Annotated in this window: 13 protein-coding genes and 1 pseudogene; 9 read left to right on the top strand and 5 right to left on the bottom strand. The window is 70.3% G+C overall.

Annotation, left to right across the window (positions count from 1 at the left end; all coding sequences use genetic code 11):
• Nucleotides 1–521: pseudogene (locus tag G6045_RS34690) on the top strand (DUF6114 domain-containing protein); the annotation flags it as partial.
• Nucleotides 518–1,402, top strand: a complete 885-nt coding sequence (locus G6045_RS34685) for a hypothetical protein (protein ID WP_165336180.1) — start codon at nucleotides 518–520, stop codon at nucleotides 1,400–1,402. The pseudogene G6045_RS34690 and the gene G6045_RS34685, both read left to right, overlap by 4 nt.
• 81 nt (nucleotides 1,403–1,483) lie before the next feature.
• On the opposite strand, the gene G6045_RS34680 is transcribed toward G6045_RS34685, so the two are convergent.
• The 3 genes from G6045_RS34680 to G6045_RS34670 form a co-directional block, all read right to left on the bottom strand.
• On the bottom strand, nucleotides 1,484–2,674 hold the full coding sequence (locus G6045_RS34680; protein WP_235968505.1) for a hypothetical protein: 1,191 nt from the start codon (nucleotides 2,672–2,674) through the stop codon (nucleotides 1,484–1,486).
• A gap of 15 nt (nucleotides 2,675–2,689) precedes the next feature.
• On the bottom strand, nucleotides 2,690–2,908 hold the full coding sequence (locus G6045_RS34675; protein WP_165336179.1) for a hypothetical protein: 219 nt from the start codon (nucleotides 2,906–2,908) through the stop codon (nucleotides 2,690–2,692).
• 130 nt (nucleotides 2,909–3,038) lie between these two features.
• On the bottom strand, nucleotides 3,039–4,553 hold the full coding sequence (locus G6045_RS34670; protein ID WP_408056402.1) for a TldD/PmbA family protein: 1,515 nt from the start codon (nucleotides 4,551–4,553) through the stop codon (nucleotides 3,039–3,041).
• A 216-nt stretch (nucleotides 4,554–4,769) separates the two neighbouring features.
• On the opposite strand from G6045_RS34670, the gene fabG reads away from it, so the two are divergent.
• The 3 genes from fabG (at nucleotide 4,770) to G6045_RS34655 (ending at nucleotide 6,834) form a co-directional block, all read left to right on the top strand.
• Nucleotides 4,770–5,486, top strand: coding sequence for a 3-oxoacyl-[acyl-carrier-protein] reductase (gene fabG, locus G6045_RS34665; RefSeq protein ID WP_165336177.1), 717 nt, complete (start codon nucleotides 4,770–4,772; stop codon nucleotides 5,484–5,486).
• A 5-nt stretch (nucleotides 5,487–5,491) separates the two neighbouring features.
• Nucleotides 5,492–6,268 (top strand): enoyl-ACP reductase FabI, encoded by a 777-nt coding sequence (fabI, locus tag G6045_RS34660; protein ID WP_165336176.1) that lies wholly within the window; start codon nucleotides 5,492–5,494, stop codon nucleotides 6,266–6,268.
• A gap of 218 nt (nucleotides 6,269–6,486) precedes the next feature.
• A complete protein-coding gene (locus G6045_RS34655) occupies nucleotides 6,487–6,834 on the top strand; it encodes a hypothetical protein (protein WP_165336181.1) in 348 nt (115 codons plus the stop codon).
• Nucleotides 6,835–6,838: 4 nt separating this feature from the next.
• Here the strand turns inward: G6045_RS34655 and G6045_RS34650 are convergent, their stop codons facing one another.
• The gene (locus G6045_RS34650; RefSeq protein WP_165336175.1) at nucleotides 6,839–7,522 is read right to left on the bottom strand and encodes a FadR/GntR family transcriptional regulator; all 684 of its coding nucleotides are present in this window, start codon (nucleotides 7,520–7,522) and stop codon (nucleotides 6,839–6,841) included.
• A 128-nt stretch (nucleotides 7,523–7,650) separates the two neighbouring features.
• Between G6045_RS34650 and G6045_RS34645 the strand changes: the two genes are divergently transcribed.
• The 4 genes from G6045_RS34645 (at nucleotide 7,651) to G6045_RS34635 (ending at nucleotide 10,157) form a co-directional block, all read left to right on the top strand.
• The gene (locus tag G6045_RS34645; RefSeq protein ID WP_235968504.1) at nucleotides 7,651–8,925 is read left to right on the top strand and encodes a CynX/NimT family MFS transporter; all 1,275 of its coding nucleotides are present in this window, start codon (nucleotides 7,651–7,653) and stop codon (nucleotides 8,923–8,925) included.
• A 59-nt stretch (nucleotides 8,926–8,984) separates the two neighbouring features.
• The gene (locus G6045_RS42045; RefSeq protein WP_267913067.1) at nucleotides 8,985–9,101 is read left to right on the top strand and encodes an SGM_5486 family transporter-associated protein; all 117 of its coding nucleotides are present in this window, start codon (nucleotides 8,985–8,987) and stop codon (nucleotides 9,099–9,101) included.
• 230 nt (nucleotides 9,102–9,331) lie between these two features.
• Nucleotides 9,332–9,541 carry a hypothetical protein gene (locus G6045_RS34640; RefSeq protein WP_165336173.1) on the top strand — a complete coding sequence of 70 codons (210 nt, stop codon included), beginning with the start codon at nucleotides 9,332–9,334 and terminating at the stop codon, nucleotides 9,539–9,541.
• Between the two features lie 97 nt (nucleotides 9,542–9,638).
• Nucleotides 9,639–10,157 (top strand): SixA phosphatase family protein, encoded by a 519-nt coding sequence (locus G6045_RS34635; RefSeq protein WP_165336172.1) that lies wholly within the window; start codon nucleotides 9,639–9,641, stop codon nucleotides 10,155–10,157.
• Between the two features lie 94 nt (nucleotides 10,158–10,251).
• Here G6045_RS34635 and serB read toward each other — a convergent pair whose 3' ends face one another.
• On the bottom strand, nucleotides 10,252–11,469 hold the full coding sequence (serB, locus tag G6045_RS34630) for a phosphoserine phosphatase SerB (protein WP_165336171.1): 1,218 nt from the start codon (nucleotides 11,467–11,469) through the stop codon (nucleotides 10,252–10,254).
• Nucleotides 11,470–11,627 lie beyond the last annotated feature (158 nt).

The following is an 11,627-nucleotide window of genomic DNA, read 5'->3' as shown; positions in this document are numbered from 1 at the left end:
TGTGGGGGCCGGGGGTGGGCCGGGCCATGGCCGCACCGTCCGACGTCATCTCGGCACCGTCCGACGTCACGTCCGCACCGTCCGATGCCCTCTCCGCACCGGCCGGCGGCATCGTCGCGCCGCGCAATCCCGCGACGGTCACCACGACGCTCTTCGCCCCGAAGGGCTTCCTGTTCGCCGGAGTCGAGGAACTCCCGACCGCCGACGGCACGCTGAAGGTCATGGTGCTCCGTATGAAGGCCGCATCCCTCGACGACTACCGACTGCAGACCCGCGACGGAAGCGATGAACTGGCCCTGGGGGCCGATACCTTGGAGCTCGACGGCGACGTCACGCTCTACCTCACGAAGTTCAGCGGCTGCCTCGAAGGGCTGCTCTGCCTGACGTTCACGCCGGACGGGCTGCCCGTTCCGCCGGTCGTACCGCCCTTTGTTTTCATGACCCAGGTGCAGGCCGAACAGGCCCTGGTCACCTCGGACTTGATCGTCGCCGGCGGACTCACTCTGAAGGCCTCGCCATGATCCAGATCCAGGCCGCCCTGTTCTGGGCGTACGCGATCGGGGCCACCTTCGCCGTCGCGGCCGGACGCCAGCTCCAGATCTGGGAGCGGCTGAGCGTCGGCGAGGGCCCCCGCACCCGCAGTCGCGTCGCGAACCCGTATCTGACCCTGACGCTGCTCTTCGCCACGGTGCTGCTCGTGCCGACTGGCCTGTTCCTGCTCTGGCAGAACCCGTCCTGGGCGACCATGCAGGTCGCGGACGCGCACGGGGGGATCTGGGCGGGGTTCGTCCTCTTCTACGCGGGAGGCATTCCCGTCGCCACACTGCTCGGGTTCACCGCGGCGCAGGCCCTGATCCTCATGGGCGCCGGCTACTGGGCGTATCTGCAGACCGTGGGCGGGTACTTCCTGGTGTTCGGGACGCTGATCCACGGCTGGGACGGCAGCGGCTACGCGCGCTTCTTCTCCACCGGGGCAAGGGACTTCGCCGACTGGCCCAAGGACAGCGTCGTCAACAACGTCCTGGACTTCCTGACCTCCGGCACGTTCCTGGCGCTGCTGCTCCTCGGGGCCGCCGTGCTCGGGACGATGCTGATCACCGAGATCAGCTGGCTGATGGAAGGCTGGGACCTGCCCGGCGGCGACGAGGACCGCAAGGTGCCCCGTATCGTCGCGATCGCCATCGCGGCCGCCGGTGTGTACGGCCTGCCGTTCGTGGGCGCGCTCGTGGCAAGTGGCCTGATGCGGCTGCTCGGCGCGGTGTTCGGACTGCTCCTGTTCGCCGTGCTGGCGGGCGTGGTGCTGCTGCACCGCCGCTCACCGGTGCGCTGGTTGTACGGCCTGGTGGGCATTCCCGAACGGCACTGGCGGGCTTCGGGGGACGCGGTCGTGGAGCGTGCGTGAGGGGTGCTGTGGGCGGGCCGACCTGCGGGCGGTCCCACCTGTGGGCGGGCCGAAGGGGCCCGCCCACAGCGCCCGAGCGCCCTATCCCGCCGCGTCCTGATCCGCCGCGTCCTGGAACGCCGGCAGCGCGAAGATCCGGGTCTTCGCCTCGTCCGACATCAACTCGACCAGCGGCAGCACCACATCCCACAGGTCCTGCTTGTCGACCTCCCGTGCGAGCGCGTCCAGTTCCGGTTCGGCGAGCGCACCCGCGGCATCCGCCACCACCTTGCGGGACGCGTCCGGAAGCAGCTCCACCAACGGCAGGAACTCGGCCCACAACCCCAGGGCGACGACGGCCCGTACGACCCCGGCAAGCACCTCGGCGTCCTGTAGCGACGGCAGCACGGCGACCGCCCGCAGCTCACCCGCGGGCAGCAGTGCCACCAGCGGGAGCAGCGACTCCCACAGCCCCTGCTCGGCGGCCACCGCGACCAGGGAGTCGAGCCGCTCGGGCGGCTGCGCCGCCGCCAGCGAGGCGATACGGCCGCGCTGCTCCCCGGTGACCATGCCGGCGACCGCGAGGGCCTCGGGCCAGAGCCCGTCGGCGGCCGCGCCGATGACCGACTCGAGCCGCTCCTGACCCATCAACTCGATGATCCTGCTGAGCTGTTCGGGCCGGTCGATGGCGTAACCGGTGCGCAGGACCGTCTCGTCCGGGACATGCGGCAGGATGCGGCTCAGCGCCGAGTCCCGCAGATGTCCGACGAAGCGGCCCATGGTCAGGTAGTCGCCGCGCTCGGCGAGTACCACGGCGATACGGACCACGAGGTTCTCGTCGAGCCGGTCCACGATCTGCGGGATACGCCGCGGATCGAGGTGCGCACAGGACTCGACCGTGAACGCGACCGGCAGCTTCCCGATGATGTCGGCCGCGCGTGCCGGATCGAGCCGGCCCGCGACCGCGGCCGCGAGCCGCGGCCCGAGCGCCTTCTGCGAGATGGCGGCGGCCACCCCGGCGGGCACCAGCTTGGTCGCGGCGGCGATCCGGTCCAGCATCTCCGGCACACGGTCGAACAGTGCGGCGACGGTCTGCTCACGGAAGCGTCGTACGTCCTGAAGAGGCAGCTCTCCGAGGAAGCCGAGACCGCCCTTGTCCACCTCCAGGAGCGCGGCGATCTTCTCGATCTCGGCGCGGCTCTGCAGGACTTCGGGGGCGGCGCGGTTCTGCAGAACCTCAGGAGCGGCGTGGTTCTGCGGTGTTTCGGGGGCGGCGCTGTGCGATGAATCCATGGCGGGGCCTCCGATTCAGCGGAACAGGATGCGGCGGACGGGGCCGCGGGCGAGTGCGGGCACCAGCTTGAGCGCGTCCTCGGCGGCCTCGTTCAGGCCGGACGCCTGACTCGCGCGCCGGGCGCGCAGGGCGTCCGTGAGAACGCCGATCTGCTCGGGCGTCAGCCGCCCGAAGCTCTCCGGCAGTGCATCCCTCAACTCGGTGCTCAACTGCGCCGTGCCTTCCGTACTCACGGGACCTCCAGGGCGGAGCGTGGCCGATGGGGCGGTGGTCCAGAGAGTCCTGCGTATTTGACTATTAGTCAATACGGGTCGCCGCACCGGGCCGGCAGACGCGGACTTCGCGCCTGCCGGGGGATCCCGGTCAGCCCCGCCCGGCCTCCTGCGTCGTGTTGAGGATGTTCACGCCCTGGAACAGCGCCGAAGGGCACCCGTGCGACACCGCCGCCACCTGACCCGGCTGCGCCTTACCGCAGTTGAACGCGCCACCGAGCACATACGTCTCGGGCCCCCCGACCGCCGCCATCGAGCCCCAGAAGTCGGTGGTCGTCGCCTGGTACGCCACATCGCGGAGCTGGCCTGCCAGTTGGCCGTTCTCGATCCTGAAGAAGCGCTGACCGGTGAACTGGAAGTTGTACCGCTGCATATCGATCGACCACGAGCGGTCGCCGACGACATAGATCCCGCGCTCGACTCCCGCGATCATCTCGTCGGTCGAGGGGCCCTCGGGCGCGGGCCGCAGCGACACATTGGCCATCCGCTGCACCGGAACGTGCCCGGGGGAGTCGGCGTAGGCGCAGCCGTTGGAACGCTCGAAGCCGGTCAACTTCGCGATACGGCGGTCCAGTTGGTAGCCGACCAGCGTGCCGTCCTTCACCAGGTCCCAGGACTGCCCGGCCACACCCTCGTCGTCGTACCCGATGGTCGCCAGGCCGTGCTCGGCGGTCCGGTCACCGGTCACGTTCATGATCTCGGAGCCGTACTTGAGCTTGCCGAGCTGGTCGAAGGTCGCGAACGACGTGCCCGCGTACGCCGCCTCGTAGCCGAGCGCCCGGTCGAGCTCGGTGGCGTGCCCGATCGACTCATGGATGGTCAGCCACAGATTCGACGGATCGACCACCAGGTCATAGCGCCCCGCCTCGACGCTCGGCGCCCGCATCTTCTCGGCCAGGAACTCCGGAATCTGCGCCAGCTCCTTGTCCCAGTCCCACACGCTCTGCCCGAGGTACTCCCAGCCGCGCCCCGCCGGCGGCGCGATGGTCCGCATCGAGTCGAACTCCCCGGTGCGCTCGTCCACGGCCGTCGCGGTCAGCTGCGGATGCAGCCGCACCCGCTGCTGGGTGGTGACGGTGCCCGCGGTGTCCGCGTAGAACTTGTTCTCCTGCACGGTCAGGAGCGAGGCGTCCACATGCGCGACCCCCTCGGCCGCGAGCAACCGCGCACTCCAGTCGGCGAGCAGCCCGGTCTTGTCCGCGTCCGGTACATCGAAGGGATTGATCTCGTACGAGGAGATCCACTCCTTGTCGGCATGGACCGGCTCGGCCGCAAGCTCCACGCGCTCGTCGGACCCGGCCGCCTTGATCACCTGCGCCGACAGCTTGGCCATCGCGACCGCCAGCGAGGCCACCTTCGCGGCCGCGCCCATCGTCAGATCGACCCCGGAGGCGAACCCCCAGCTGCCGCCGTGCACCACTCGTACGGCATAACCGAGATCTGTCGTGTCCGACGACCCGGACGGCTTGGCGTCCCTGAGCCGCCAGGCGGCGCTGCGCACCCGCTCGAAGCGGAAGTCCGCGTGCTCGGCCCCGAGGGCACGGGCCCGGGCGAGGGCGGCGTCGGCGAGCGCGCGCAAGGGGAGTGCGGTAAAGGTCGCATCGATGGCATGAGGGGCTGTGGGCACTTCGGGCACCACCCTTTCCGTAGGACCTTCTGGCAGGACTTCTGCGCAGGCGCTTCTGTGCAGGTGCTCTGCGCGGACACTTCTGTAGGGACCCGACAGGGACTGCTCCGTGCCACTGTCAGTGACCGATTCTCCGTAACCGCGGCGGGCCAGATAAGTTTCCGGGTATCCGACCACTATCGAAAGGGTGATCCGTTGAGCCGCTCGGTTCTCGTCACCGGAGGAAACCGGGGCATCGGCCTCGCCATCGCCCAAGCGTTCGCCGAGGCCGGCGACAGGGTCGCGATCACGTACCGCTCGGGCGAACCCGCGGAGCTGGAGAAGCGGGGCTTCCTCGCCGTCAAGTGCGACATCACCGACACCGAGCAGGTGGACCAGGCCTACAAGGAGATCGAGGAGAAGCACGGTCCCGTCGAGGTGCTCGTCGCCAACGCCGGCGTCACCAAGGACCAGCTCCTCATGCGGATGTCCGAGGAGGACTTCACCTCCGTCCTGGACACCAACCTCACCGGCACCTTCCGTGTGGTCAAGCGAGCCAACCGCGGCATGCTGCGCGCCAAGAAGGGCCGCGTCGTCCTGATCTCCTCGGTGGTCGGTCTGCTCGGCTCCGCGGGCCAGGCGAACTACGCCGCGTCCAAGGCCGCCCTCGTCGGCTTCGCGCGCTCGCTCGCCCGTGAGCTGGGCTCGCGCAACATCACGTTCAACGTCGTCGCACCGGGTTTCGTCGACACCGACATGACCAAGGTGCTCACCGACGAGCAGCGCGCGGGCATCGTCTCGCAGGTGCCGCTCGGCCGGTACGCGCAGCCGGAGGAGATCGCGGCCGCGGTCCAGTTCCTGGCCTCCGACAACGCTTCGTACATCACTGGTGCCGTCATCCCGGTTGACGGCGGACTGGGAATGGGTCACTGATCACCATGGCTGGAATCCTCGAGGGCAAGAAGATCCTCATCACCGGTGTGCTGATGGAGTCCTCCATCGCCTTCCACACCGCGAAGCTGGCGCAGGAGCAGGGCGCGGAGATCATCCTCACCGCCTGGCCGCGCCCGACGCTGACCGAGCGCATCGCCAAGAAGCTGCCGAACCCCGAGAACGTCAAGGTCCTCGAGCTGGACGTCTCCAACGACGAGCACCTCGCGCGCCTGGAAGGCCAGGTCCGTGAGCACCTGGGCGACCGTCTCGACGGCGTCGTGCACTCCATCGGTTTCGCGCCGCAGGACGCCCTCGGTGGCAACTTCCTGAACACGCCGTTCGAGTCCGTGGCCACCGCCATGCACGTCTCGGCCTTCTCGCTGAAGTCCCTGACGATGGCGCTGATGCCGCTGATGACGGAGGGCGGATCCGTCGTCGGCCTCACCTTCGACGCCAAGTTCGCCTGGCCGCAGTACGACTGGATGGGCCCGGCCAAGGCCGCGCTGGAGGCCACGAGCCGCTACATGGCGCGTGACCTCGGCAAGCACGACATCCGCTGCAACCTGGTCTCGGCCGGTCCGCTCGGCTCCATGGCCGCGAAGTCCATCCCGGGCTTCGGCGAGCTGGCCGCCGTGTGGGACTCGCGCTCCCCGCTCGAGTGGAAGCTGGACGACCCGGAGCCGGCGGGCCGCGGTGTCGTCGCCCTGCTCTCGGACTGGTTCCCGAAGACCACGGGCGAGATCGTCCACGTCGACGGCGGTCTGCACGCTGTCGGCGCCTGATTTCTTGTACGGGGGTGGGGCGCCGCATCCGGTGCCGCACCCCCGGCGGAGGCTCCGTTTCCCGGATCACCGGGAAACGGGGCCTCCCTCGTTCGGCCCCCTCGCCCTGCGCCCCGCCCCCGAACACCGCACTCTGGAAGTCCAGTTCCCCCCTTGAGGTGCAGCCGCGACGGCAGTGACTGCCGTGACGCGGTACGGCCGAGGAGGTCTTCCGAGTGGTGCGCAGGACGCGGCGGTACGGACCCCTCCTCGCGGGGCTGAGCCTGCTGCTGTTCCTGCCGTCCGGCACCGCGCCCACGCCGGCCGCCGCCGAGCCCGCCCCGCCGGAGCGCCCCTTCGGGTCGACCTGCCGCACGGCCGTCGAGGGCGCCCGCGTCACCGCGTACTGCCACAACCCGTATCCCGAGACGGACCACGTACGTCTGCACATCGAGTGCGACCGGTGGTGGGACATCGACTCGGACGCGGTGGCGGTCGCGGCGGAACCCGCGCTGACCGTGCGCCTGACCGGACGCTGCTGGAAGGAAGTGCGCTCGGCCTGGGTCAGCCACAACCCCCTGCCATGACGCCTCAGCGGTCCCGGAAGCGCTCAGGGCCGCACAGGAACGGATAGCTCGCCGCCTCCGTCGCCGCGGCCTCGGCGTTCTGGCCGCGGATCGCGTCGAGCAGCCGCGTGTGGTCCATGTGGTTCTCGGGCCGCAGCGTCTCGCCGATGTCGTCGCGCAGCCAGGACCGCAGCACATCGCCCAGATCCGCGTACAGATCCGTCAGGACGTCGTTGTGCGCGGCCGACACCACCGCGAGGTGGAAGGTCGCGTCCGCGTCGACGAACGCCTCGCGGTCACCGGACTCCCAGGCCTCCTCACGCCGTACGAGCAGGGCGTCCAGCTGCTTGAGATCGCGCTCGGTGCGCCGCTCGGCGGCCAGCTTGGCGCCGGCCGACTCCAGCGTGGCGCGCAGCTCGGCGATATGGCGGGGATCGGCGTCGGCGAAGCGCTGCTGCATCACTCCGGCCAGCTCGCTCGTGGCGACGACATACGTGCCCGAGCCCTGGCGGATGTCGAGCAGCCCGTTGTGCGCGAGCGCGCGCACCGCCTCGCGCACGGTGTTGCGGGCGACGCCCAGCTGCTCGACCAGCTCCGGCTCGGTGGGGATGCGCGAGCCGACCGGCCACTCGCCCGAGGTGATCTGGTTCCTGAGCTCGGCGATCACCTGGTCGGCGAGTGCCGAGCGCCGCGGGGACGACAGGGGCATGGGGCTCTTCCTTCGGCGCGGGCGATACGGGATGACCGTAACGGGATGACCGTACAGGCGACCGTGCCGCGGGCGTGGCCGGGGACCGACTGGACAGCCAATCATCCCATGATTCTATGATGGCCCCCATGGCCAGTGAGAAGTCGACAGTTCTGCCCGCATCCGAAGCGGCCCCGAGCAGCAGCGCACAGCCCGAGCCCGCCTCGGCCGCGCGCACCTGGGGTGTGCCCTTCGTGATCGCCGGCATCGTCCTGGCCGCCCTCAATCTGCGTCCGGCCATCACCAGCCTCGGCGCCCTGCTCGAAGAGGTACGCGTCGGACTCGGCATGAGCGGCTCCGTCGCCGGTGTCCTCACCTCCGTACCGCCCCTGTGCTTCGCCGTCTTCGGCAGCCTCGCCCCGCGCCTGGCCCGGCGCTTCGGACCGGTGGCCGTGGTCTGCGGCGGCATGGCCGCGATAGCCACCGGCCTCCTCGTACGCCCCTTCACCGGCAGCACCGCGGCCTTCCTCGCCACCAGTGCGCTGGCGCTCGCGGGCATAGCGGTCTCCAACGTGCTGATGCCGGTGGTCATCAAGGAGTGGTTCCCGCAGCGCGTCGGCTCGATGACCGGGCTCTACTCGATGGCCCTGGCGCTCGGCACCTCGCTCGCGGCCGCGATCACCGTGCCGGTGACCGAGGCGCTCGGCGGCAACTGGAAGACGGGGCTTGCCGTTTGGGCGGCGCTGGCCGCCGCCGCGGTGCTGCCGTGGCTGCCGTTGCTGCGGGGGCGCCGGTCGGACATGGCCGAGCGGAAGGCCTCCCCGCAGCCGACGGCGAAGCTCAAGATCACGCGCAGCCGTACGGCGTGGTCGCTCGCCGTGTTCTTCGGGCTCCAGGCCACCGGTGCGTACATCACGATGGGCTGGATGCCGCAGATCTTCCGCGACGCCGGGGTCTCGGCCGGGACAGCCGGTGTGCTGCTCGCGATCACCATGGCGGTGGGCGTGCCGCTGTCGTTCGTGATCCCGCGGATGGCCGCCCGGATGAACCACCAGGGCCCGATCGTCGTCGCCCTCGGCATCTGCGGCCTCATCGGCTACACCGGCCTCTACCTCGCGCCCGCGGGCGGCGCCTGGGTGTGGGCGCTGGTGCTCGGCGTCTCCAACTGCTCGTTCCCGCTGGCCCTGACCATGGTCGGGATGCGGGCCCGTACGGGCCCGGGCGTGGTGCAGCTGTCGGCCTTCGCGCAGAGCGCGGGCTATCTGCTCTCGATCCCCGGACCGCTGCTCGTCGGAGTGCTCTACCAGCACAGTGGCGGCTGGGAGGCGCCGATCGTGCTGATGGGTGCGCTGCTCGTGCCGCAGATCCTCTTCGGGGTGATGGCCGGACGGCAGCGGACCGTCGAGGACGAGTGCGCGACCTGACCGTCCGACGGTCCGACCCCGGCGGCGGGGGAGTGCGCAAAGGGTGCGAGACTGGCCGTATGCCTGTGCTCGACCCGCACCCCAAGAACGGCCAGAAGAAGCTGCTCGCCGTGTTCGGCGCCATGATGGCCATCACCGTGATCATCGGCATCATCGCCACGATCGTCTCGCCCTGACGCCGGTCGCTTCCGGCCGCGCCGCGTGCCGCCCGATCCGCGCTTCCCGCCTCCATGGTGGGGCTAATTCCACCATCCCCTAGGGGGCTGGTGTCAGGGTCAAGTGGGTGGATCACCGGATGGGTTGGAGGCCCGCGCTTCCGTAGGTTCTTCAGTAAGCCGCGCAGCACCGATTCGCGGCTCCGCCGCGTGGCGCGGCGGACAGACCTGAAGACAGACCCGGAGGCGTCATGTCGGCCCCAGCGCACACCCGCTCCCCGCAGCAGGCCCGCGCCCAGGCCCGGCTGCCCTGGTGGGGAATCGTCCTGCCGGTGATCGCCTTCGCCGTGCTGTTCATGATCGTGCTGCACCCCGCCGAGGCACAGGCCGCGACCGGTGATCCCGCGGTCGGGGACTTCCTCGGGCGGCTCAAGGAAACCTTGATGTCCCGCATCCCGTGAGGATGTTCCGCGTCCCCGTGAGCCGGCCGTCACCCTTCAAGGGGGAGCCCGTCAACTCCCTGCGCCGCGTGGAGCGTTTCGTGCGAAGCTGGGACACATGAGTGTCGATACACCGCGCAGGCTCGTCCTCCTCAGGCACGCCAAGGCCGACTGGCCCCAGATCGCCGACCACGAAAGGCCGTTGGCCGAGCGGGGCCGCAAGGACGCCCCCGCCGCGGGCCGTCGGCTCGCGGAGAGCGGGATCGCCTTCGACCTGGCCGTCTGCTCCACGGCCGCCCGCACCCGGGAGACCTGGAAGCTGGCCGTCGGCGAGCTGCCGCAGCGCCCGAAGACCGTATACGAGGAGAGGGCGTACGAGGCCTCTCCGGGCGAGCTGATCGCCGTGCTCAACGAGACGCCGGACGACGTCGCCGACCTGCTCCTGATCGGCCACAACCCGGGGATGCACGGCCTGGCCGACGTCCTCGCGGGCTCGGCCGAGGGCGATGCCGGGGTCCGCATGGAACGCCGTGGGTTCCCGACCTCGGCGCTCGCGATGCTGACCTTCAAGGGGTCGTGGAAGTCCCTGGAGCCCGGCGTGGCGACGCTGTTCGACTACTGGGCTCCGAACGAGTAGGTCGCCAACTCGCTTCATCCGATACGTGATCGAGGGCCCCGGCACTGCGCTGGGGCCCTCACCGTTTCCTGCCCGTCCCTGGCGCCGGCGTTTCCTACGCGTCCCTGGCGTCCGCCGCCTCGACCTCTTCGCGCGTGACGCCCAGGAGGTAGAGCACCGTGTCGAGGAACGGGAAGTTCACCGCGGTGTGCGCGGCCTCCCGTACGACCGGCTTGGCGTTGAACGCGACGCCGAGACCCGCCGCGTTGAGCATGTCGAGGTCGTTGGCGCCGTCGCCGATCGCCACCGTCTGCGCGAGCGGTACACCGGCCTCCGCGGCGAAGCGGCGAAGGAGGCGGGCCTTGCCGGCCCGGTCCACGATGTCCCCGGTGACCTTGCCGGTCAGCTTGCCGTCGACGATCTCCAGGGTGTTGGCGTGTGCGAAGTCGAGCCCAAGGCGCTCCATCAGATCATCCGTGACCTGGGTGAACCCGCCTGAGACCACGCCGACTTGGTACCCGAGCCGCTTGAGCGTGCGCACCAGGGTCCGCGCGCCGGGCGTGAGCCGCACCTCGGCCCGCACCTTCTCGACGACCGAGACGTCAAGACCCTCGAGCAGGGCCACGCGGGCGTGCAGCGACTGCTCGAAGTCCAGCTCGCCGCGCATCGCGGCGTTGGTGACCTCGGCGACCTGCTCCTCGCAGCCGGCGTGGGCCGCGAACAGCTCGATCACCTCGTCCTGGATGAGCGTCGAGTCGACATCCATCACGACGAGCCGCTGCGCGCGCCGGTGCAGACCCGCCGAGACCACCGCGACATCGACACCGAGCGCCGCGGCCTCGGGGGCTAGCGCGGTGCGCAGCGACTCGGTCGGGGTGCCGGAGACGGCGAACTCCACGGCGGTCACGGGGTACTTGGCGAGCCGGAAGATACGGTCGATGTTGCCGCCGGTCGCGGTGATGCGCGCGGCGATCGCGGCGGTGGACTCGGCGGTCAGGGGGTGGCCGAGCACGGTGACGTGCGAGCGGCCCTCGCCGCGCGGCCGGTTGTCGCCCACACCCGAGATGATCTCGGCCTGCAGCTTCAGCGAATCGGCCCAACTGTGCACGGTCGACCGCAGCTCGCCCTCGAGCCCGGCGGCGGGCTCGGTGACGAGCGCGCAGAGCACGATCCGTCCCCGGGTGACGACCTGTTCGAGGTCGACGACGTCCACGGAGAAGGCGGCAAGGGTGTCGAAGAGCCCGGCGGTGATACCGGGCCGGTCCTTGCCGAAGATCTTGACGAGAAGAGTGGGAACATCGGCGGTGGCCTGCGGGGGCTGCGGTGCGCTCATGGTGGGGAACACGGTAGCGGGCGCGGGTGAACGGGGGGTGGGGTGTCCCGGGTGGTGGACACACTTCAGCCCGTCCGGCGATTGAGGACATCCGAACGAAGTTCGGATCCGGGGTCTGGGGCGCAGCCCCAGTTTCGGGAAGGGGCGGGTAGGGGAAA

It is taken from the genome of Streptomyces mesophilus (genome assembly GCF_011044995.1).
Taxonomy (GTDB): Bacteria; Actinomycetota; Actinomycetes; order Streptomycetales; family Streptomycetaceae; genus Streptomyces; species Streptomyces mesophilus.
This window is presented reverse-complemented; position numbering and strand designations above follow the sequence as displayed.

Bases quoted from the DNA above. Each gene is read 5' to 3' on its own strand.
- G6045_RS34635 (WP_165336172.1), top strand. From the start codon at position 9,639: ATGAGTGTCGATACACCGCGCAGGCTCGTCCTCCTCAGGCACGCCAAG.
- G6045_RS34650 (WP_165336175.1), bottom strand. From the start codon at position 7,522: ATGCCCCTGTCGTCCCCGCGGCGCTCGGCACTCGCCGACCAGGTGATC.
- G6045_RS34645 (WP_235968504.1), top strand. From the start codon at position 7,651: ATGGCCAGTGAGAAGTCGACAGTTCTGCCCGCATCCGAAGCGGCCCCG.
- fabI (WP_165336176.1), top strand. From the start codon at position 5,492: ATGGCTGGAATCCTCGAGGGCAAGAAGATCCTCATCACCGGTGTGCTG.
- serB (WP_165336171.1), bottom strand. From the start codon at position 11,469: ATGAGCGCACCGCAGCCCCCGCAGGCCACCGCCGATGTTCCCACTCTT.
- G6045_RS34640 (WP_165336173.1), top strand. From the start codon at position 9,332: ATGTCGGCCCCAGCGCACACCCGCTCCCCGCAGCAGGCCCGCGCCCAG.
- G6045_RS34685 (WP_165336180.1), top strand. From the start codon at position 518: ATGATCCAGATCCAGGCCGCCCTGTTCTGGGCGTACGCGATCGGGGCC.
- G6045_RS34680 (WP_235968505.1), bottom strand. From the start codon at position 2,674: ATGGATTCATCGCACAGCGCCGCCCCCGAAACACCGCAGAACCACGCC.
- G6045_RS42045 (WP_267913067.1), top strand. From the start codon at position 8,985: ATGCCTGTGCTCGACCCGCACCCCAAGAACGGCCAGAAGAAGCTGCTC.